The organism is Pseudomonas mosselii (genome assembly GCF_003205295.1).
Classification (GTDB): Bacteria; Pseudomonadota; Gammaproteobacteria; order Pseudomonadales; family Pseudomonadaceae; genus Aquipseudomonas; species Aquipseudomonas mosselii_B.
On record NZ_QJRP01000006.1, the window covers coordinates 173,932 to 194,651 of the forward strand.

The 20,720-nt window shown below is 65.0% G+C and carries 16 protein-coding genes; 6 read left to right on the forward strand and 10 right to left on the reverse strand.

All coding sequences use genetic code 11. The features are described from left to right. Positions 1 to 102: 102 nt before the first annotated feature. Both DMX06_RS08495 and uvrD read right to left on the reverse strand, forming a co-directional pair. A complete protein-coding gene (locus tag DMX06_RS08495) occupies positions 103 to 951 on the reverse strand; it encodes a Tim44 domain-containing protein (protein ID WP_110736185.1) in 849 nt (282 codons plus the stop codon). Between the two features lie 311 nt (positions 952 to 1,262). Beyond that, positions 1,263 to 3,446, reverse strand: a complete 2,184-nt coding sequence (gene uvrD / locus DMX06_RS08505; RefSeq protein WP_110736189.1) for a DNA helicase II — start codon at positions 3,444 to 3,446, stop codon at positions 1,263 to 1,265. Positions 3,447 to 3,685: 239 nt separating this feature from the next. Here uvrD and DMX06_RS08510 point away from each other — a divergent pair, with 239 nt between their 5' ends. Further along, positions 3,686 to 6,562: an EAL domain-containing protein gene (locus DMX06_RS08510; RefSeq protein ID WP_110736191.1), complete on the forward strand. Its 2,877-nt coding sequence runs from the start codon at positions 3,686 to 3,688 to the stop codon at positions 6,560 to 6,562. A gap of 89 nt (positions 6,563 to 6,651) precedes the next feature. On the opposite strand, the gene zwf is transcribed toward DMX06_RS08510, so the two are convergent. After that, a complete protein-coding gene (gene zwf, locus DMX06_RS08515) occupies positions 6,652 to 8,094 on the reverse strand; it encodes a glucose-6-phosphate dehydrogenase (RefSeq protein WP_110736192.1) in 1,443 nt (480 codons plus the stop codon). 103 nt (positions 8,095 to 8,197) lie between these two features. Between zwf and hexR the strand changes: the two genes are divergently transcribed. After that, positions 8,198 to 9,064, forward strand: a complete 867-nt coding sequence (gene hexR / locus DMX06_RS08520; protein ID WP_023630201.1) for a transcriptional regulator HexR — start codon at positions 8,198 to 8,200, stop codon at positions 9,062 to 9,064. Positions 9,065 to 9,207: 143 nt separating this feature from the next. Then, a complete protein-coding gene (locus DMX06_RS08525; protein ID WP_110736194.1) occupies positions 9,208 to 9,426 on the forward strand; it encodes a PA3496 family putative envelope integrity protein in 219 nt (72 codons plus the stop codon). On the opposite strand, the gene DMX06_RS08530 is transcribed toward DMX06_RS08525, so the two are convergent. Beyond that, on the reverse strand, positions 9,368 to 10,315 hold the full coding sequence (locus DMX06_RS08530) for a LysR family transcriptional regulator (protein ID WP_181427799.1): 948 nt from the start codon (positions 10,313 to 10,315) through the stop codon (positions 9,368 to 9,370). The two genes, DMX06_RS08525 and DMX06_RS08530, sit on opposite strands and share 59 nt — an antisense overlap. A 204-nt stretch (positions 10,316 to 10,519) precedes the next feature. Here DMX06_RS08530 and DMX06_RS08535 point away from each other — a divergent pair, with 204 nt between their 5' ends. Then, a complete protein-coding gene (locus tag DMX06_RS08535; protein WP_050707570.1) occupies positions 10,520 to 11,935 on the forward strand; it encodes an acetyl-CoA carboxylase biotin carboxylase subunit in 1,416 nt (471 codons plus the stop codon). A gap of 11 nt (positions 11,936 to 11,946) precedes the next feature. Next, positions 11,947 to 13,755, forward strand: a complete 1,809-nt coding sequence (gene oadA / locus DMX06_RS08540) for a sodium-extruding oxaloacetate decarboxylase subunit alpha (RefSeq protein ID WP_050707569.1) — start codon at positions 11,947 to 11,949, stop codon at positions 13,753 to 13,755. A 166-nt stretch (positions 13,756 to 13,921) separates the two neighbouring features. On the opposite strand, the gene DMX06_RS08545 is transcribed toward oadA, so the two are convergent. The 3 genes from DMX06_RS08545 to DMX06_RS08555 are packed head-to-tail and all read right to left on the reverse strand — an operon-like array spanning position 13,922 to position 15,688. After that, on the reverse strand, positions 13,922 to 14,593 hold the full coding sequence (locus tag DMX06_RS08545) for a GNAT family N-acetyltransferase (protein WP_110736197.1): 672 nt from the start codon (positions 14,591 to 14,593) through the stop codon (positions 13,922 to 13,924). 7 nt (positions 14,594 to 14,600) lie between these two features. Beyond that, on the reverse strand, positions 14,601 to 15,047 hold the full coding sequence (locus tag DMX06_RS08550; RefSeq protein WP_110736198.1) for a GNAT family N-acetyltransferase: 447 nt from the start codon (positions 15,045 to 15,047) through the stop codon (positions 14,601 to 14,603). Between the two features lie 11 nt (positions 15,048 to 15,058). Then, the gene (locus tag DMX06_RS08555) at positions 15,059 to 15,688 is read right to left on the reverse strand and encodes an FMN-binding negative transcriptional regulator (protein WP_110736200.1); all 630 of its coding nucleotides are present in this window, start codon (positions 15,686 to 15,688) and stop codon (positions 15,059 to 15,061) included. 90 nt (positions 15,689 to 15,778) lie between these two features. Here DMX06_RS08555 and pdxR point away from each other — a divergent pair, with 90 nt between their 5' ends. Beyond that, a complete protein-coding gene (pdxR, locus tag DMX06_RS08560; protein WP_110736201.1) occupies positions 15,779 to 17,305 on the forward strand; it encodes a MocR-like pyridoxine biosynthesis transcription factor PdxR in 1,527 nt (508 codons plus the stop codon). 89 nt (positions 17,306 to 17,394) lie between these two features. Here pdxR and DMX06_RS08565 read toward each other — a convergent pair whose 3' ends face one another. The 3 genes from DMX06_RS08565 to DMX06_RS08575 form a co-directional block, all read right to left on the reverse strand. Continuing rightward, entirely contained in the window at positions 17,395 to 18,498 is a 1,104-nt protein-coding gene (locus DMX06_RS08565; RefSeq protein ID WP_110736203.1) for an extracellular solute-binding protein, read from the reverse strand. Positions 18,499 to 18,500: 2 nt separating this feature from the next. After that, positions 18,501 to 19,541: a histone deacetylase family protein gene (locus DMX06_RS08570; protein ID WP_110736205.1), complete on the reverse strand. Its 1,041-nt coding sequence runs from the start codon at positions 19,539 to 19,541 to the stop codon at positions 18,501 to 18,503. Positions 19,542 to 19,668: 127 nt separating this feature from the next. Next, positions 19,669 to 20,661: an AraC family transcriptional regulator gene (locus DMX06_RS08575; RefSeq protein ID WP_110736207.1), complete on the reverse strand. Its 993-nt coding sequence runs from the start codon at positions 20,659 to 20,661 to the stop codon at positions 19,669 to 19,671. Positions 20,662 to 20,720 lie beyond the last annotated feature (59 nt).

Here is a 20,720-nt window from a genome sequence, read left to right on the forward strand (position 1 = left end):
TCTGACCTTATGACAACGCTGCGCGTTATACCCTAGTAGGCCGCTCTGGCAAAAGCAAAAACCCCGGGACAGGCCCGGGGTTTTTTCTGCAACGTGCGACGGTTAACCGTTTTGGCGGATACCGGCCAGCAGCCAAGGCTGGTTTTCGCCATGGGCGCGAACCATGTGCCAGCTTTCGCTGAACGCTTCGCCCTGGTCGAAGCGCGAGGTCTTCGACACGCCACGGAAGGTCAGGGTGGCGTCAGTCTGGTCGGCGCGCTCGTCGACGCCGTCCAGTTGCACATCGAGGTCGTCGATGTAGGTGGACTGGAAGCCTTCACCCTGGTCAGCGCGCTCGCGCTTGAGGAACTCGAGCATCTGCGGGGTGACGAACTCGGCGATCTTGTCCATCTCGTTGGCGTCCCAGTGCTGTTGCAGCGACTGGAAGTGCGAACGGGCGGCGGACAGGAAGCTGGCTTCGTTGAACCAGGCCGGGGCGTTGATCACAGGCGAGGCGACCGGTGCGGCGGAGCCGCCGAAGATCGACTGCGGGGCGGCCTGCGGCTGGGCTTCGCGCTGGTACGGGGCGTGGCCGGCGGCAGCGTGTTGCGGCTGCTGCTGGCGACGGCGCGCGGCAATGAAGCGGAAGACCAGGAAGGCGATCAGGCCCATGATCAGGAAATCGAGGATCTGCATGCCATCGAAGCCGTCGCCCATGAACATGGAGGCCAGCAGGCCACCGGCGGCGAGGCCGGCGAGTGGGCCCAGCCAGCGCGAGGCACCGCTGGCGGCGGCAGGTGCGCGGCCAGGGGCGGTCGGGGCGGCGGCAGGCGTGGTCGGGGTGGCCTGGCGGGTCTGGTGGATAGGCGCGGAGCCCGAGCTCTTGCCACCACCGAAGCGCTTGGCGTTGGCGTCGAGGCTCAGCGTCAGGCCGACGCAGAGCGCCAGAGCGATGCTAAGAAAACGTTGCATAAGATGGGGATTCCCGTTTGTGTGGATTGCACGCGCGTCATGGTGCACATGAACTGGCAGACATAGCCAGCGACAAGATGTTTCGAGCTTTTGCTTGATCGTAGGGATGGTAGGGGCCGTGTGGGAGCAACTGTCTTGCTGAGATTTCTTAACTGGCGTGATCTCTGTAGGAGCGGCCTTGCGTCGCGAAAGGGCCGCAAAGCGGCCCCGGCGATCTTTGCAACAACGCTGAAATCCCGGGGCTGCTGCGCAGCCCTTTCGCGACACAAGGCCGCTCCTACAGGTTGGCGTTGTACCTGTGGGAGCGGCAGTCAGATGGCTTCCAGCTTGGCGTAGCCCAGCATCAGCCACTTGCTGCCCTCGGAGAAGTTCACCTGCACCCGTGCCTGGGCGCCGGAGCCCTCGAAGTTGAGGATTACGCCTTCACCGAATACCGCATGTTGCACCCGCTGGCCGAGGCTGAAGGCGGTCTGCGGGATGCTGGCGTTGGCGAACAGGCTGCTGGCCGGCGTCTTCGCGCCACCGAACGGACGGCTGACGGTGTTCGACAGGCGTACCTCCTGCACCAGCCCGGCGGGGATCTCCCGGACGAAGCGCGACACCTTGTTATAGGTCTCGCTGCCATACAGGCGGCGGGTCTCGGCGTAGGTCATGACCAGCTGGCGCATGGCCCGGGTGACGCCCACGTAGGCCAGGCGGCGCTCCTCTTCAAGACGACCGGGCTCTTCCAGGCTCATCTTGTGCGGGAACAGGCCTTCCTCCATGCCCACCAGGAACACGTACGGGAACTCCAGGCCCTTGGCACTGTGCAGGGTCATCAGCTGGATGCTGTCCTCGTGCTCGTCGGCCTGGGTGTCGCCGGCCTCCAGCGAGGCGTGGCCGAGGAACGCCGACAACGGCGAGAGGTCGGCGTCTTCGTCGCTGGTCTCGAAGTTGCGCGCCGCGCTGACCAGTTCCTCAAGGTTTTCCACCCGGGCCTGGCCTTTCTCGCCCTTTTCTTCCTGGTGGTAGACGATCAGCCCGGACTGCTCGATGACCGTCTGGGTCATCAGGTGCAGCGGCATGTCCAGCACCTTGGCTGCGAGGTTCTCGAGCAGTTCGATGAACGCCCCCAGAGCGCTGGCGGCGCGGCCCTTGAGGGCCTTGGCGGCGAGCAGCTGGCACATGGCTTCCCACATCGACAGTTGGCTGTGGCGGGCGTGGTCGCGGATGGCCTCGACGGTCTTTTCGCCGATGCCCCGTGGCGGCACGTTGATCACCCGTTCCAGCGCCGCGTCATTGCCGCGACCTTCGAGCAGGCGCAGGTAGGCCATGGCGTTCTTGATCTCGGCGCGCTCGAAGAAGCGCTGGCCGCCATAGATGCGGTACGGAATGCGTTCGCGCAGAAGGGCCTCTTCCAGCACCCGCGACTGGGCGTTGGAGCGGTAGAGAATGGCGATCTCGCTGCGCGCGTTGCCCTGCTTGACCAGGCTTTCGATGGTCTCGACCACGTAGCGCGCTTCGTCGTGCTCGTTGTACGCGGCATAGAGCGTGAGCGGTTCGCCCTCGCCCATGTCGGTCCACAGTTCCTTGCCCAGGCGCCCGCTGTTGTTGGCGATCAGGGCATTGGCGGCCTTGAGGATGCCGCCGGTGGAGCGGTAGTTCTGCTCCAGGCGGATCAGCTCGGCGTCCGGGAAGTCGGCGGTGTACTGGTGGATGTTCTCGATCTTGGCGCCGCGCCAGCCGTAGATCGACTGGTCGTCGTCGCCCACCGCCATCAGGCTGTCGCCACCGGAGGCCAGCAGGCGCAACCAGGCGTACTGCACGGCGTTGGTGTCCTGGAACTCGTCCACCAGCAAGTGGCGGAAGCGGCGCTGGTAGTGCCTGAGCAGGTCCGGGTGGTCGCGCCACAGGTCGAGGGCGCGCAGCAGCAGCTCGGAGAAGTCGATGACCCCGGCGCGGTCGCAGGCCTGCTCGTAGGCCACATAGATGTCACGCATGGTGGCCAGGAACAGGTCGCCGCTGGCCTGGATATGGCGTGGGCGCAGGCCTTCGTCCTTCTGCCCGTTGATGAACCACTGGACCTGGCGCGCCGGCCATTTCTGCTCGTCCAGGCCCATCTCGCGGATCACCCGCTTGATCAGGCGCTGCTGGTCGTCGCTGTCGAGGATCTGGAAGTTCTGCGCCAGCCCCGCCTCCTGCCAGTGCGCCCGCAGCAGGCGGTGGGCCAGGCCGTGGAAGGTGCCGACCCACATGCCGGCCGGGTTGATGCCCAGCAGTTGCTCTATTCGCTGGCGCATTTCCGCCGCGGCCTTGTTGGTGAAGGTCACCGACAGGATCGAGTGCGGCGAGGCCTGCTCGACCTGGATCAGCCAGGCGATGCGGTGCACCAGCACGCGGGTCTTGCCCGAGCCGGCGCCGGCCAGCACCAGTTGGCGCCCCACCGAGGCCGCCACGGCCTGGCGTTGAGCGTCGTTGAGGGAGTTCAGCAGGAGGGAGAGGTCGTCATTATGCATCCGGGCATTCTATGGCCGCGCGAAGGCAGGGGCAAACGCCCCGGGTGCAAATCGCCGGGCGGGCGCTCGACCGTTCATCGGCGGCCTCGCCTGGCACCCGTGGTTGAGCGGTCAGACCTGGACGCAGCAGACATTTTCGAAATCATGACGCAGAGCAGTTTGGTCCGACGCGGTGCTTGTGTATGCTCCCTGCACATTTGCGGTCAGCCATAACAAGAACACAAAAGAAACCAGCCAATATGACCCAGGATTGCGGGGCGATCGGAGCATCGCCGGAGACGACAAGGAGCGTTCGCAGGCAATTCGCCACCCAGCTGTCGATCGAGCGTACTCGCCTGCTGTACCAGGGCTCGTTGTTGCCCACCTTGTTCATGCTGCTCAACGGCCTGCTCTGCGCCTGGCTGCTGTGGAGCCCTGCGCGCTATCTGCTGGTCGGGGTGTGGCTGGCCTGGTTGCTGGCGCTGGTGGCGCTGCGGGTGATCCAGGTGGCGGCCTTCGACGCGGCGACGCCGGCGCGCCAGGCCAAGCCGACCTGGCGGCGCATGTTCCTGCTCGGCTCGGCGTTCAGCGGCCTGACCTTGGCCAGCGCGGTAATCGCCCTGGCGCCGGCGGACAACTTCGTGCAGCAGGCCTGGGTCTTCGGCCTGCTCGGCGCGGCGGCGCTGTCGGCCAGTGTCGCCTACGCGGTGAGCCTGCCGGCGTTTCTCAGCTTCGCCCTGCCGTGCCTGCTGCCGCCGATCGCGTTTCTGTTCGTCTACGACGCCGGGCACCAGCGCGGCTGGGGCTGGCTGGGGCTGATCCTGCTGGTGGCGCTGATGGTGGTGGCCTGGCAGGTCAATCGCCTGATCGAGCGCGGCCTGCTGCGCCGCTTCCAGAACCAGGCGCTGATCGAGCACCTGCAGAACGCCCAGCGTCATGGCGAAGGCCTCAACCGCCAGCTCAGCACAGAGATCGCCCAACGACGCCGGGCCGAGGATGACCTGCGCAAGGCCCATGCCGGCCTCGAGCAGCGCGTGGCCCAACGCAGTCATGAGCTGGACCTGGCCAACCAGGCCCTGAGCAAGAGCGAGCAGCGCCTGGCCCTGGCCTTGCAGGCCAGCGAACTCGGGCTGTGGGACTGGAACCTGGAAACCGACGAGGTCCACCACACCCAGTTGCATACGCTGTTCGGCCTGGATCCGGAGCAGGTCCGCTCGGTGCGCGCCGACCTCAAGCCTCGGTTGCACCCCGACGACCTGCCCGTGCTGCGCCGTACGCTGGTCGAGCACCTCAAGGGGCGCACCGAGGACTACCGGGTTGAATACCGGATACGCCATGCCCAAGGCCACTGGTGCTGGATCGAGGACCGGGGGCGGGCGGTGGAGTCCGATGCCCAGGGCAAGGTCCTGCGCATGCTTGGCACCCGCCGCGATATCACTGCACAAAAGGAACAGGAGGAGCAGCAGCGCTTGGCCGCGACGGTGTTCGAGGCGGCCAGCGAAGGGATCGCCATTCTCGACGCGGACTTCCAGCTGCTGGCGGTGAACCAGGCCTTCTGCGACGTCACTGGCTACGGCCGGGCCGAGCTGATCGCCCGCAACGCCCTGGAACTGCCCTGCAGCCGCGATGCCCGGCGCCACAGCCAGGCCATCGACCAGGCCCTGGAGCAGCAGGGCCGCTGGCAGGGCGAGCTGGTCGAGGCGCGCAAGAACGGCGAGCTCTACCCGCAGTGGCTGCAACTGAACAGTGTGAATGACACACGGGGACGGATCGTCAATATCGTCGGCTTCTTCACCGACCTGTCTGCACGCCGTGAATCCGAGGAGCGCCTGCGCTACCTGGCGCATTACGATGACCTCACCGGGCTGGCCAACCGGGCGCTGTTCCGCTTGCGCCTGCATGAGGCGGCGCAGCGCATGCGGCTCAACGGCCGTAGCCTGGCGCTGCTGCATGTGGACCTGGATCGCTTCAAGCTGCTTAACGAGAGCCTGGGCCACGAACTGGCGGACCAGTTGCTCAAGAAGATGGCCCAGCGCCTGGCCAACGCGGTGCCGGAAGCCGATACCGTGGCGCGCCTGTCCGGCGACGAGTTCGCCGTGCTGTTCGACGGCTATACCAACCTGTCGAGCCTGGTGCGCGTCACCACCCGGCTGCTCGACAAGCTGCGCGTGCCCCAGCGCATCGGCGGGCACGAGGTGGTGATCAGCGCGTCGGTGGGCATCAGCCTGTTGTCCGACGCCACCCTCGACCTCAATGCCCTGGTCAGCCAGGCCGACATGGCCAAGCAGCACGCCAAGCACCTGGGCGGCGACAGCTTCCAGTTCTACACCGAGAGTCTGCGGGCCAGCACCCTGGAACGCCTGCAACTGGAGAACCAGCTGCGCAAGGCCATCGACGAGCGCCAGTTGCTGGTCTACTACCAGCCCAAGCTGTGCCTGCGCACCGGCCAGTTGCACGCGGCCGAGGCGCTGGTGCGCTGGCAGCACCCCGAGTGGGGCATGGTGCCGCCCAGTGAGTTCATCGGCCTGGCTGAAGAGACCGGACTGATCGCGCCCATGGGTGAGTTCGTGCTGCGCCAGGCTTGCTGGCAGGCGTGCGAATGGTTGCGCCAGGGCCTGGAGGTACGTGTTTCGGTCAACCTTTCGGTGTACCAGCTGCGCCAGGGCAAGCTGGTCAGTCTGGTGCGCCAGGTCCTGCAGGAGTCCGGCCTGGCGCCGCACCTGCTGGAGTTGGAGCTGACCGAAAGCCAGTTGCTGGACAGCGTCGAGCACATCATCACCACCTTCGAACAGCTGCACGCGTTGGGGGTGAAGCTGGCCATCGACGATTTCGGCACCGGCTACTCGTCGCTGAGCTACCTCAAACGGTTCCCGGTCGACTACGTGAAGATTGACCAGGCGTTCATTCGCGGCCTGCTCGAAGGGACTCAGGACGCGGCCATCACCCGGGCGATCATCGCCATGGCCAAGAGCCTGCGACTGAAGGTAGTGGCCGAAGGGGTGGAAACCCGCGAGCAGCTTCAGTTCCTGCGCGAGCATGGCTGTGACGAGGTGCAGGGCTACCTGATCAGCCGGCCGGTGGATGCGACCTCGTTCCGCGCGCTGCTTGATCGCTCGACGGCCGACCTGTTGCGCTGAAGGTCGGCCTTTTCAAGGCGTTGATAATAGGCGCCCGGCTTGGAGTTGCCGGGGCTGCTTTGCAGCCGTTTCGCGGCACGAGGCCGCTCCTACAGGTGCCAGGCCTGGCCTTGGCGGGCCAACAGGCTGTTGGCCTGTTCCGGGCCATTGCTGCCGGCGGGGTAGGGACGTGGCGCCTGGAAGTGCTCCTCCCAGCCCTGCAGGATCGGGTCGATCCAGGCCCAGGCGGCCTCGACCTCGTCGCGGCGCATGAACAGTGTCGAGTCGCCTTCCAGCACATCCAGCAGCAGCCGCTCGTAGGCGTCCCAGCGGCGGGTCTGGGCGAAGGCCTGGGCGAGGTTCAGGTCCAGTTCGACCGGTGCCAGGCGCATGCCCTTGCCCGGGCTCTTGGTCATCATGCGCAGGCTGATGTGCTCGTCCGGCTGTAGCTGGATCAGCAACTGGTTGACCTGACCGCCGCTGAACAGTTCGTGGGGCACCGGCTTGAACTGGATGACGATCTGCGACGAGCGCCGCGCCATGCGCTTGCCGGTGCGCAGGTAGAAGGGCACGCCGGCCCAGCGCCAGTTGTCGATGTGCGCCTGCACCGCGACGAAGGTCTCGGTGTCGCTGTCGTTGTCCACGTCCTTCTCGAAGTAGTAGGCCGGCACTTCCTGGCCGCCGATCTTGCCGGCGCCGTACTGGCCGCGCACGGTCTTGTCCTGCACGTCCTGGCCGGTGATGGGCTTGAGCGCGCGGAGAATCTTCACCTTCTCGTCACGTACCGCTTCGGCCTCGAACTGCGCCGGAGGCTCCATGGCCACCAGGCAGAGCAATTGCAGCAGGTGGTTCTGCAGCATGTCGCGGGTGGCGCCGGCACGGTCGTAGTAGGCGCCGCGGTTCTCCACGCCGAGGGTCTCGCAGACGCTTATCTGCACATGGTCGACCTGGCCGTTGCGCCACACCGGCTCCAGCAAGGCATTGGCGAAGCGCAGGGCCATGAGGTTCTGCACGGTTTCCTTGCCCAGGTAGTGGTCGATGCGGAAAACCTGCGGTTCGCTGAACACCGCGCCGATGGCCTCGTTGATCGCGGTGGCCGACTCCAGCGAATGGCCGATGGGCTTCTCCAGCACGATGCGCGCCTCGCCGTCGGCAAGGCCGGCGATGCGCAGGTGGTTGGCGATGGGCACGAACAGCTTGGGCGCGGTGGCCAGGTAGAAGATGCGCGTGAGCCCGCCGGGCTCGCCCAGGTAGCGGGCGAGGCGACCGAAGTCGGCGCTCTGCGCGGCGTCCATGGGGAAGTAGTCCAGACGTGCGCAGAAGCGCTGCCAGACGTCCTCGTCGAAGTCCTGGCGGGCGATCTGTGCCCGGCAATGGCGTTCGGCGAGCTTGAGGTAGTCGTTGCGCGAAAGGTGACGCCGGGCCAGGGCGATGATCCGCACGGCGTTGTGCAGGCGGGCCTCGCGATACAGGTGATAGAGCGCCGGGAGCAGTTTGTGCAGGGCCAGGTCGCCCGTGCCGCCGAAGACCAGGATGTCGCAAGGAATCGTCAAGCCACCACTCTCCACGTTCGTTTAGCTGGGCGGGTTGGCAAGCATGTAGTATAACTACAAGAAAGCTACATCCCGGCACGCCGATCATAACCGAGTCCAGCCCGTGAATCTGTTGCAACATATCGACCAATCGCGGCACCTGCTGCGCAAATCGGAACTCAAAGTGGCCGACCATGTGCTGCTCGACCCGGCTGCCGTCATGCACAGCTCGATGGCCGACCTGGCGCACAGCGTGGGGATAAGCGAGCCAACCATCGTGCGCTTTTGCCGGGCGATCGGCTGCTCTGGCTTCCAGGACCTCAAGCTCAAGCTGGCGCAGAGCCTGGCCGCCGGCGCCAGTTTCGGCCAGTTCGCCATCCATGAAGACGACTCGGTCGCCGACTATAGCCTGAAGATCTTCGACACCACCCTGCACACGCTGATGGAAGTGCGCGAGCACCTCGACCCGCAGGCGCTGCAGCAGGCGGTGACCGCCATGGCCCAGGCCCAGCGCGTGGAGTTCTACGGCTTTGGCGCTTCCGGCGCGGTAGCGGCCGATGCCCAGCACAAGTTCTTCCGCCTGCTGCTCAGCGCCGCGGCCTATTCCGACCCGCACATGCAGGCGATGTCGGCGGTCACCCTGAAGCCGGGTGATGTGGCGGTGTGCATCTCGCAGTCGGGGCGTTCCAAGGACCTGCTGATCACCGCCAACCTGGTGCGTGAAAGCGGCGCCAACCTGATCACCCTGTGCCCGAGCCAGACACCGTTGGCGGAGCTGTCGACGGTCAACCTGGCCATCGACGTGCATGAAGACACCGAGATCTACACCCCGCTGACCTCGCGTATCGCCCACCTGGTGGTGATCGACGTGCTGGCCATGGGCGTGGCCATGGCCCGCGGGCCGAGCCTGGTCAACCACCTCAAGAGCGTCAAGCGCAGCTTGCGCAGCCTGCGTTTGTCGCCGAAGTCGATCAAGGCCACCGACGACTGATCGATGTTTCCTGACCTGTGGGAGCGGGATTGCCCCGCGATCACCCACAGGTAGATTTCATCATTTCGTCACCATTCCACCGCCAAACCGTAAACCCCCGAGGCCAGTCTGAAACTCCCCGCATCCTATCTGGGAGACAGGCAATGGCACATGATCACGCAGGTGTGTACCAACCCAACGCCAAGGCTCGCAAGCAGCAGGAAAAGGACCAGCGCCGCATGGAGTTCCGCCGCGCGATCGAAAGCTACTGCGACCAGCGCCAGCTGCTGCGCGAGCTGGCCGACTACCCCGACCTGCAGGACATCACGGTGTGGCAGGTATCGGCGGCAACTTCCCCGAGAAACGCTCAACAAGCCCGCTGATTTGCGCACGTTCGCTGCGGATGAACGCCTGGAAGGCCAAGGCGACCGGCGACTGGCGCTTGTTTTTGGATTGCACCAGGCACCAGCTGCGGTACAGCGGCAATTCCTCTACCGGCAGTTCCCTGAGTACGCCGGTGGCCAGCTCCAGGTTGACTGCGTGGCGGGTCAGCAGGGCGATGCCCAGGCCGGCCACCACGCATTCGCGCTGGGCATCGGTGGAGGCCACCTCGACGGTCTGGGTGAAATGCACGCGCTTGTCCTTGAAGAACTCCTCGCAGGCTTTGCGCGTGCCCGACCCTTGTTCGCGGACCAGCAGGGCATGAGGCTCGAGATCCTGCAGGCGCAGCTGTCCGAGCTTGCACAGCGGATGGTCCGGCGGTGCCACGGCGACGATCGGGTTGTTGAGGAAGGGCAGGAATTCCAGGCCCATGTCCTGGGGCACCATGGACATGATGGTCAGGTCGTCGCGGTTGTCCGACAGACGCCGGATTGCCTGGGCCCGGTTGACCACCGTGAGGGTGAGGTTGACCTCCGGGTGGCGCTGCTTGAAGGCGGCGAACAGGTGTGGCACGAAGTACTTGGCGCTGGATTCGATCGCCAGTTTCAGCTGCCCCTGCAATGAGCCCTGCAGGTCCGACAGCTGCATGTCGAGGTTCTCCAGGCGCCCGAAGATATCCCGGCTGGCGCGTTGCAGCGCCTCTGCCGCCTCGGTCAGGTAGAGCTTCTTGCCGACGTACTCGAACAGCGGCTGGCCGACCAGTTCCTCGAGCTGGCGGATCTGTAGACTAACGGCGGGTTGTGTCAGCGCCATCTCCTCGGCCGCCCGGCTGTAGGAGCGCAGATCACACACCTCGTTGAACACTTGCAGTTGACGCAAAGTCATACGCATCAAGGACTTACGCATTTTCTCCGGGGCTCCGGCAAAACCTTGTTACCTCACTATAAGCTTTTGCTAATACTACCCCTAACAAATATTGATTTTTGTTTATCGACCTTCAGCGCTAGGGTAAATATGCGACTGGCCAGCGACGTCTGGTCACGCGCCGACCGGTAAAACCGGATCGTCTGTTCCTACGGCTTTGGGAAGACTCCAGTGATAACAAAAATCCTGATCGCCAACCGGGGTGAGATCGCAGTTCGGATCGTGCGTGCGTGCGCCGAGATGGGCATTCGCTCCGTCGCGATCTATGCCGACGCCGACCGTCACGCCCTGCACGTCAAGCGCGCCGACGAGGCCTACAGCATCGGTGCCGAGCCCCTGGCCGGCTACCTGAACCCGCGCAAGCTGGTGAACCTTGCTGTCGAGACCGGCTGCGATGCCCTGCATCCAGGCTACGGTTTCCTGTCGGAAAACGCCGAGCTTGCGGAGATCTGCGCCGAACGCGGGATCAAGTTCATCGGCCCGGCCGCCGATGTCATTCGCCGCATGGGCGACAAGACCGAGGCACGCCGCACCATGATCGCGGCCGGTGTCCCGGTCACCCCTGGCACCGAAGGCAACGTCGCCGATATCCATGAAGCCCTGCGCGAAGGCGACCGCATCGGTTACCCGGTGATGCTCAAGGCCACCTCCGGTGGCGGCGGGCGTGGCATCCGCCGCTGCAACAGCCGTGAAGAGCTGGAGCAGAACTTCCCCCGTGTCATCTCCGAGGCCACCAAGGCCTTCGGCTCGGCGGAAGTGTTCCTGGAAAAATGCATCGTCAACCCCAAGCACATCGAGGCGCAGATCCTCGGTGACAGCTTTGGCAACGTGGTGCACCTGTTCGAGCGCGACTGCTCGATCCAGCGCCGCAACCAGAAGCTCATCGAGATCGCCCCGAGCCCGCAGCTCACCCCCGAACAACGCGCCTACATCGGCGACCTGGCGGTACGCGCGGCCAAGGCGGTGGACTACGAGAACGCCGGTACCGTGGAGTTCCTGCTCGCCGATGGCGAGGTTTACTTCATGGAGATGAACACCCGGGTGCAGGTGGAACACACCATCACCGAGGAAATCACCGGCATCGACATCGTCCGCGAGCAGATCCGCATCGCTTCCGGCCTGCCGCTGTCGATCAAGCAGGAAGACATCCAGCACCGCGGCTTTGCGTTGCAGTTCCGTATCAACGCCGAAGACCCGAAGAACAACTTCCTGCCCAGCTTCGGCAAGATCACCCGCTACTACGCCCCCGGCGGCCCCGGAGTACGCACCGACACGGCGATCTACACCGGCTACACCATTCCGCCGTTCTACGACTCCATGTGCCTGAAACTGGTGGTCTGGGCGCTGACCTGGGAAGAAGCCATGGACCGTGGCCTGCGAGCCTTGGACGACATGCGCGTGCAGGGGGTGAAGACCACCGCCGCGTACTACCAGGAAATCCTGCGCAACCCGGAATTCCGCAGCGGCCAGTTCAACACCAGCTTCGTCGAAAGCCACCCTGAACTGACCAACTACTCGATCAAGCGCAAACCCGAAGAGCTGGCCCTGGCCATCGCCGCCGCCATCGCCGCGCACGCAGGCCTGTGAGGAACCGAACAATGTCCAAGAAAATCTTTGTCACCGACACGATCCTGCGCGACGCCCACCAGTCCCTGCTGGCCACCCGCATGCGCACCGAAGACATGCTGCCGATCTGCGACAAGCTCGACAAGGTCGGCTACTGGTCGCTGGAAGTCTGGGGCGGCGCCACCTTCGACGCCTGCGTGCGCTTCCTCAAGGAAGACCCGTGGGAGCGCCTGCGCAAGCTGCGCGCCGCATTGCCCAACACCCGCCTGCAGATGCTCCTGCGCGGCCAGAACCTGCTGGGCTACCGCCACTACAGCGACGACGTGGTCAAGGCCTTCGTCGCCAAGGCGGCGGTCAACGGCATCGATGTGTTCCGCATCTTCGACGCTATGAACGACGTGCGTAACCTGCGCGTGGCCATCGAGGCGGTGAAGGCCGCCGGCAAGCACGCCCAGGGCACCATCGCCTACACCACCAGCCCCGTGCACACCATCGACGCCTTCGTGCAGCAGGCCAAGCAGATGGAGGCCATGGGTTGCGACTCGGTGGCGATCAAGGACATGGCCGGCCTGCTGACCCCGTTCGCCACCGGCGAACTGGTCAAGGCGCTGAAGGCCGAGCAGTCGCTGCCGGTGTTCATCCACTCCCACGACACCGCCGGCCTGGCCGCGATGTGCCAGCTCAAGGCGGTGGAAAACGGTGCCGACCATATCGATACCGCGATCTCCAGCTTCGCCTGGGGCACTAGCCACCCGGGCACCGAGTCGATGGTCGCCGCGCTCAAGGGCAGTGAGTTCGACACCGGCCTGGACCTGGAGCTGCTGCAGGAGATCGGCCTGTACTTCTACGCCGTGCGCAAGAAGTACCACCAGTTCGAGAGCGAGTTCACCGCCGTGGACACCCGCGTGCAGGTCAACCAGGTGCCGGGCGGGATGATTTCCAACCTGGCCAACCAGCTCAAGGAGCAGGGCGCGCTCAACCGCATGAACGAAGTGCTGGCGGAGATCCCGCGGGTGCGCGAGGACCTCGGCTTCCCGCCGCTGGTGACGCCGACCTCGCAGATCGTCGGTACCCAGGCGTTCTTCAACGTGCTGGCCGGCGAGCGCTACAAGACCATCACCAACGAGGTGAAGCTGTACCTGCAGGGCGGTTACGGCAAGGCCCCGGGTGTGGTCAACGAGCAGCTGCGCCGCCAGGCCATCGGCAGCGAGGAAGTGATCGACGTGCGCCCGGCCGATCTGCTCAAGCCGGAGATGGCCAAGCTGCGTGCCGATATCGGCAGCCTGGCGCACTCCGAGGAAGACGTGCTGACTTTCGCCATGTTCCCCGACATCGGCCGCAAGTTCCTCGAGGAGCGCGAAGCCGGCACCCTCAAGCCCGAAGCCCTGCTGCCGATTCCGGAAGCCGGCGCGGTGGGCTCGGTGGGCGGTGAGGGCGTGCCGACCGAGTTCGTCATCGACGTGCACGGCGAGACCTACCGCGTCGACATTACCGGCGTGGGCGTCAAGGCCGAAGGCAAGCGCCACTTCTACCTGTCCATCGACGGCATGCCGGAAGAAGTGGTGTTCGAGCCGCTCAACGAGTTCGTCGGCGGTGGCGGCAGCAAGCGCAAGCAGGCCAGCGAACCGGGCCATGTCAGCACCAGCATGCCGGGCAACATCGTCGATGTGCTGGTCAAGGAAGGCGATGTGGTCAAGGCCGGCCAGGCAGTGCTGATCACCGAGGCGATGAAGATGGAGACCGAAGTCCAGGCGGCCATCGCCGGCAAGGTCGTGGCCATCCACGTGGCCAAGGGCGACCGGGTAACCCCGGGCGAGATCCTGATCGAGATCGAAGGCTGACAGAAGCCTTCATCTGCAAGCGGTTAACCTCTGGGGAGCGAATGCTCCCCTTTTTTTGTGCTGGGTTTCCCGGCCCCTTCGCGGGTAAACCCGCTCCCACAGAGTCGGCGCCCAACCTGTGGGAGCGGGTTTACCCGCGAAGAGGCCGGTGAGGTTTGAGCAAGACTCAGCCTTGACGGCATGTCTCCAAGGTTCGCACCTGACCTTCAGGTTGCTGGTTATCCACACTCAACCAGCGCTCGAACCCTGCCGCCACTGCCGGCCATTCGCCGTCGGTAATCGAATACCACGCCGTATCCCGATTGCGATCCTTGACCACCATGTGCTGACGGAACACGCCCTCGAAGACGAAGCCGAAGCGCTCCGCCGCGCGCTTGGAACGGGCATTGGCGTCGTTGCATTTCCATTCCAGCCGGCGGTTGCCCAGCTCGAAGCCCAGCTTGCCAAGCAGGTACACCGCCTCGGTGCCTTTCGGCGTGCGCTGCATGGCGGCGCCGAAGGCGATGTGGCCGATCTCGAAGCGGCCCTGTTCCGGGACGATCGACATGTAGCTGAGGATGCCCTGGACCTGGCCGTTGGCACAGTCGATCACGCTGTAGAACAGCGGGTCGCGGCTGGCGGCGTTGCCTTGCAGCCAACGGTCGAAGCCGGCGCGCTCGGCAAACGGGCCGTAGGGCAGGTAGTCCCACAGCACCGGGTCCGAGCCCGGCCCTTGCAGTACTTCCCAGAGGTCGTCGCCATGGCGCGCCGGGTCGAGCTTTTCCAGGCGGATGAAGCGGCCTTCGATAGGGTCGGCCTTGGGTGTGCCGGCGGGCTTCCAGCTCAATGCGTCGTTCATGTTCGGCCTACAGTGCTTTGCGAAATTGAATGAAGCCCGGCCGCTCGGCGACCTGCTCGTACAGGCTGATGGCGGTGGCGTTGGTCTCATGGGTCAGCCAGTGCACCTTGATGCAGCCGGCGGTCCTGGCTGTGGCGTACACATGTTCGATCAACTGGCGGCCTATGCCCAGGCCACGCGTCTCGCTGTCCACGTAGAGGTCCTGCAGGTAGCAGGAGTTCTCGATGCTCCAGTTGGAACGATGGTAGATGTAGTTGACCATTCCCACTGCCTTGCCATCGACCCAGGCCAGGGTCGAGTGGGTGGGCTCGTTGGAATCGAGCAGACGCTGCCAGGTGCTGAGGCTGACGTCCTCGGCCAGTTCGGTCTGGTAGAAGCGCAGGTAGGCCTGCCACAAGGGCAGCCACGCGGCGTGGTCGCTGGCGTCCACCGGACGCAGGGTGACATGGGTCATGGGCTTTTCCTTCAGAGCTGGCGCATGTGCGCCGCGAGTTGGTTGTCCAGATGGTCACTGCTGGCGCCGAGGCCTTCGCGCACGCCGGCAATGTCCTGCGCCGAACGGTTCTGGCTCAACTTGCGCGCACCTTGCAGGCGGCTGATGGGCAGGCGGATGCCAACGATGGCACGGAGCATGCCGTCGAGGTAGTCGCTTGGGGCGTCAGACACTTTCCAGGGCTCGTCGCGGTGTTGTTCATGGCGTTCGGTGAGGCGAGTGACGATGTCCAGCAACGACTGGGCGTTGTGGATAACTTCCACCGAGCCGTAGGCATGGACGGCCAGGTAGTTCCAGGTCGGCACCACCTTGGGGTTGTCCGCCTTGCTCGGGTAGTAGCTCGGGCTGACGTAGGCATCGGCACCGGGAAATACCAGCAGCGCCTCGCCACCTTGCTCCAGGTCCTGCCACTGGCGGTTGGCGCGTGCCAGGTGGGCGTAGACCGTGCCGAACTCGCCTTCGCCGGTCTCGACCAGTACGGGCAGGTGGGTGGCCAGCAGACCCTGTTCACCCTGGCTGACCAGCAGCGCCAGCCGGGTGTGCAGCATGTGCCGGTGCAGACGGTCGAGGTCGTGTTCCTGGTGGGGCTTGTTGTTGTACATGCTGGATGTCCTTGTTGAATAGCTCCATGCTAGGCAGGCTATTGGCTCCGGGTAAGAGCCATTCACGGCTGTTTTCATAGGTCCAATGCCATGAGCGAACATTGTCATCCTCTGCCTTTCGACCCCACGGGTATCGTCCTTGACCGCCGCCGCGGGCTGAGTCAGCAGCTCTACCATGCCTTGCGCGTCAGGGTTCTGGATGGGCGCCTGGGCAGCGGTACGCGGTTACCGGCCACCCGCGATCTGGCGGCTATGCTGACGCTGTCGCGCAACAGCGTGGTGCGGGCCTATGACCAGCTGTATGCCGAAGGCTTCATCGAGAGTCGGGTTGGCGATGGCACTTATGTGAGCCAGCTACCGAAACTATCCACACAATTATCAACAGGGTTATCCCTGGGTTTATCAACAGACTTATCCACATTTCGTGGTGCAGATACTGAGGATTTATCCAGCCAGGCGGTCATCAGCGAGCCCCTGCAGCGTCTGAAAAATCATCATCTGCCGCTGCCCAGGGGTGGTACGCCCAAGGCTTTTCGCGTGGGAATGCCGGCGTGCGACCTGTTCCCGTTCGAGGTGTGGGCCAAGCTGCAAGCGGGTTTCTGGCGAAATCCCGACCCGGCGATGTTGGGTTATGGCGACCCGGCGGGTGAGTGGCAACTGCGCGAGCTGATTGCCACCTACCTGCGACGTTCACGGGGGCTGTCCTGCACGGCTGAACAAATTGTGATCACCAGTGGCGCGCAGGAGGCCATCAGCCTTTGTGCACAGCTGCTGCTGCAGCCTGGCGATGGCGTGGCTGTGGAAAACCCGGGGTACCGTGCTGCCGGGCATGCCTTCGCGATGGCTGGGGCAACGCTCAGGGGCGTGTCGGTGGATGCCGAGGGCATGGACTGCGCGAGGCTGGCCGAGATGCCCGAGTGCCGGCTGGCCTACGTGACGCCTGCCCACCAGTACCCCACGGGCGTCACCATGAGCCTGGCCCGTCGCCTGTCGCTGCTGGCCTGGGCCGAGCGCCAGGATGGCTGGATCATAGAGGACGACTACGACGGCGAGTACCGTTACAGCGGTGCGCCGCTGGCGCCATTGGCCGCGCTGGACCGTCAAGGACGCGTGTTGTACGTGGGGACCTTCGGCAAGATCGCCTTTCCGGCCCTGCGCCTGGGATACCTGGTGCTCCCTGGGCGCCTGGTGCAGGCGTTCAGCCGATGTCGGGCGCTGGCGGTGCGCCATTCGGAGGTCGGCACACAGTGCGTGATGGCGCAGTTCATGGGCCAGGGGCATTTCCAGCGGCATATCCGCCGCATGCGCCGTGCTGCGCTGGCGCGGCGCAATGTGCTCCAGGCTGGCTGGCCGCAGGATGTGCCGGGGCTGGGGGCCATGCAGGTAGTGGCGGCGGGGCTGCATGTGAAGGTGGATGTGGATAACTTCGCGCGGGAACAGGAGCTGGTGGCTCGGGCGGAAGCGGTGGGGGTGGAGCTCAATCCGCTGAGCAGCTACTGGCTGGAGGACAGCGAGGAGCCTGTGGATAAAAGGGCAGGGCTGGTGCTGGGGTTCGCGGCGGTGCCGGAGGCGCAGATCGCCGATGCGTTGATGCGTCTGCGCAAGGCCTGGAGGTAGGCATCGCGGGCAAGCCCGCTCCCACGCAGACTTGGGTGGTCCTTGTGGGGGGGGGGCGGTTCGCCGCTGCGACTTGCCCAGCGATGAGGTCAGGTTCCCGACTTGATCTTGGTCCAGGCCCGGGTTCGCGCCCGCTCGGCATCCCGCGGCAACGGCTTGAGGGTATACAGCTTGGCCATCGCCTCCGCCGTAGGGTACAGGTTCGGGTTGTTGCGGATCGTCGGGCTGACCTTGTCGTTCGCATCCTTGTTCGGGTTCGGATAGCCGACGAAATCGCTGATCGGCGCGATCACCTCAGGCCGCAGCAGGTAGTTGATGAAGGCATGGGCATCCTCCGGGTTGGCCGCGTTCTTCGGGATCGCCAGCATGTCGAACCAGATCGGCGCCCCTTCCTTGGGCAGACGCATGTCCACCACCACACCGTTCTTCGCCTCGCGGGCGCGGTTGGCGGCCTGGGAGAAGCTGCCCGAATAACCCACCGCCACGCAGATGTCGCCGTTGGCGATGTCGGCCATGTATTTGGAGGAGTGGAAGTAGGTGACGTGCGGGCGGATCTTCAGCAGCAGCTCCTGGGCTTTCTGGTAGTCGGCCGGCTTGCCGCTGTTGGGGTCCAGGCCCAGGTACGACAGGGCCAGTGGCAGGATCTCCGACGGTGAGTCGAGCAACGCCACGCCGCACTGTTTGAGCTTGGCGATGTTCTCGGGCTTGAAGATCAGGTCCCAGCTATCCACCGGAGCGTTGTCGCCGAGCACGGCCTTGACCTTGTCCGGGTTGAAGCCGATCAGCACGGTGCCGTACATGTAGGGCACGGCGAACTTGTTGCCAGGGTCGTTGGCCTCGATCAGCTTCATCAGTGCCGGGTCCAGGTGCTGCCAGTTGGGCAGCTTGGCGCGATCGAGCGGCTGGAATACGCCGGCCTCGATCTGCTTGGCGAGGAACACGTTGGACGGTACCACCACGTCGTAGCCGGAATTGCCGGTCAGCAGCTTGGCCTCCAGCGCCTCGTTGGTGTCGAAGATGTCGTAGACCAGCTTCACCCCGCTGTCCTTCTGGAAGTCGGCAAGGGTCTGCGGGGTGATGTAGTCGAACCAGTTGTAGACCCGCAGGGTGCGCTGGTCGGCGTGGGCCTGGAGCGCGCCGGCGAGCAGGCCGGCGGTGATGAGCGAGGCGAGCAGACGCTTGAGTCGGACCATGTTCAGGCTCCTGGCTGGGCGCGCTGGAAGCCATCCAGCACATTGACCGCGTTGATGCCGATTTCCTCCACAGCGTAGCCGCCCTCCATCACGAACAAGGTCGGCTTGCCCAGCAGGGCGATGCGCTTGCCCATCTCCAGGTAGTCTGGGCTGTCGAGCTTGAACTGGGAGATCGGATCGTCCTTGAAGGTGTCCACGCCGAGGGATATCACCAGCACGTCGGCGTCGTAGGCGGCGATGCGCTGGCAGGCGGCTTCCAGTGCCGCGCTCCAGGCCGTCCAGTCACTGCCGGCGGGCAGTGGGTAATTGATGTTGCAACCTTCGCCCGCGCCTTCGCCGACCTCGTCTGCATAACCCAGGAAGAACGGGAACTCGTCCTGCGGGTCGCCGTGGATCGAGGCAAAGAACACATCGTTGCGGGTGTAGAAGATGTCCTGGGTGCCGTTGCCATGGTGGTAATCGACATCGAGGATGGCCACCTTGCGCCGGCCCTGGTCGAGGAAAGCCTGGGCGGCGATGGCGGCGTTGTTCAGGTAGCAGTAGCCGCCCATCACCTCGGCGGCGGCGTGGTGCCCCGGCGGGCGGCACAGGGCGAAGGCCGCGTGGGCGCCTTGCTGGATCGCGGCCTGGGCGGTCAGGGCCACTTGCGCTGCGCTGTAGGCAGCCTGCCACGTGCCGGCGGTGATTGGTGCACCGGCGTCGAAGCTGTAGTAGCCGAGTTCACCGTGCAGGCCGGTAGGCTTGACCTGGCGCAGGGTGCGCGCTGGCCAGGTGAAGGGCAGCAGGTCGCCGTCGTGACCTAGCGCGGCCCAGCGGGCCCAGGCGCCTTCGAAGAAGGTCAGGTAGGCGTCGCTGTGGATGCGTTGCAGCGGGCCGCGACCGAAATCGGTGGGGCCTTGCACGGGGCCGAGGTTGCGTTTTTGCACCTGTTCCAGGACGTGGTCGGCGCGGGAAGGCATTTCGAAGCAGGGCATCAGCTGGCCGTCGATCAGCTCGCAGCGGCCATGGTGCAGGCGGTGGTCATCGGAATAGATCGTCAGCACGTGTTGTTCTCCGTTTATGACTGGCGTGGGCCGATTGTGCTGGCTGGCCTGATGTAGGGAGAACGGCATGAATGGCCAAAAGGGGATAGATGTGGCCATCACCTGTGCTGGCCCTATCGCGGGGCGGTCACCCGCGGAAATGACTGGGCGCCACGCCGCTCCAGCGCTGGAAGGCATGCCTGAAACTCGCCGTCTCGCTGAACCCCAGCGATTCGGCAATGCGATAGATCGGCATCTGGTCTTCGGCCAGCAGTTGCTTGGCCCGTTCGAAGCGCAACTCGTCGAGCAGCTGTTGATAACTGCTGCCCAGCGCCTGTAGGTGCCGGCGCAAGGTGCGCGACGAGCAGTTCATCTGCCGTGCCAGGCCTTCCAGCCCGGGAGCGGCATCCAGCTGCTGGATCAGCAGCTGGCGAATGCGTCCGAGCCAGGCCTGGCGTCCGGTGAACTCCAGGTTCAGTCGTCGGCAGCGTTCGCCCATGGCCTTATGAGTGATCGGATCGGCCAGCGGCAGCGGCATGTCCAGCCAGCGGCGTTCGAAGGCAAAGGCGTTGTCGCTGGCCCCGAAGCCGAGCGGGCACTGGAATGCCCCGTCGTAGAGCGCGTGGTAGCCGGGGCGCGAGTGTTCGAAGCGCGCTGCCAGCAGCGGCAGATGGCGGCCGAGCAGGTCATCGCAGATCACTTTCAGCGACACCAGGCAGAACTCGGCGTTGAAGGCAGCAAGACCGGGTGCGTCGTAATGGTCGCTGGCGCAGAGCCAGACCCGCTGGCCATCGTCCACCAGGCGCAGCTGGAAGACTGTTCCCAGCAGTGCCGGATAACTCAGCGCCAGGCGCAGGGCGTCACCCAAAGTGGCACTGGAGAGCAGGGCGTAACCGAGCATGCCGTAGCACGACACGTGCATGCGCCGGCCCAGTTCCAGGCCGATGTCCTCGCGTCGGGCCACGGCGTTGGCGCACACCTGCAGCTCCTGCTGGGTGGTGATGCGCGCATCGGCGTGGCCCAGGTCTGCCGGGCCTATGCCGCTGCCGGCGAGCAGCTGCCGCGAGTCGACGCCGGCCTCCTGGAACACCTGGAGGATAAGCGAAACCGCGTTGAGGGTGGTGAGGTGGCTGTGCAGCATGCTCGGCGTCCCATTGGGCTGAGCGGATAATGGAGCAAGTTGTGTGCCGCCCGATGGAC

Coding starts and splice junctions, on each gene's coding strand:
- DMX06_RS08495 (WP_110736185.1), bottom strand. CDS start 951: ATGCAACGTTTTCTTAGCATCGCTCTGGCGCTCTGCGTCGGCCTGACG.
- DMX06_RS08555 (WP_110736200.1), bottom strand. CDS start 15,688: ATGTACAACAACAAGCCCCACCAGGAACACGACCTCGACCGTCTGCAC.
- DMX06_RS08530 (WP_181427799.1), bottom strand. CDS start 10,315: ATGCGTATGACTTTGCGTCAACTGCAAGTGTTCAACGAGGTGTGTGAT.
- DMX06_RS08550 (WP_110736198.1), bottom strand. CDS start 15,047: ATGACCCATGTCACCCTGCGTCCGGTGGACGCCAGCGACCACGCCGCG.
- pdxR (WP_110736201.1), top strand. CDS start 15,779: ATGAGCGAACATTGTCATCCTCTGCCTTTCGACCCCACGGGTATCGTC.
- uvrD (WP_110736189.1), bottom strand. CDS start 3,446: ATGCATAATGACGACCTCTCCCTCCTGCTGAACTCCCTCAACGACGCT.
- DMX06_RS08545 (WP_110736197.1), bottom strand. CDS start 14,593: ATGAACGACGCATTGAGCTGGAAGCCCGCCGGCACACCCAAGGCCGAC.
- DMX06_RS08575 (WP_110736207.1), bottom strand. CDS start 20,661: ATGCTGCACAGCCACCTCACCACCCTCAACGCGGTTTCGCTTATCCTC.
- oadA (WP_050707569.1), top strand. CDS start 11,947: ATGTCCAAGAAAATCTTTGTCACCGACACGATCCTGCGCGACGCCCAC.
- DMX06_RS08510 (WP_110736191.1), top strand. CDS start 3,686: ATGACCCAGGATTGCGGGGCGATCGGAGCATCGCCGGAGACGACAAGG.
- DMX06_RS08525 (WP_110736194.1), top strand. CDS start 9,208: ATGGCACATGATCACGCAGGTGTGTACCAACCCAACGCCAAGGCTCGC.
- DMX06_RS08565 (WP_110736203.1), bottom strand. CDS start 18,498: ATGGTCCGACTCAAGCGTCTGCTCGCCTCGCTCATCACCGCCGGCCTG.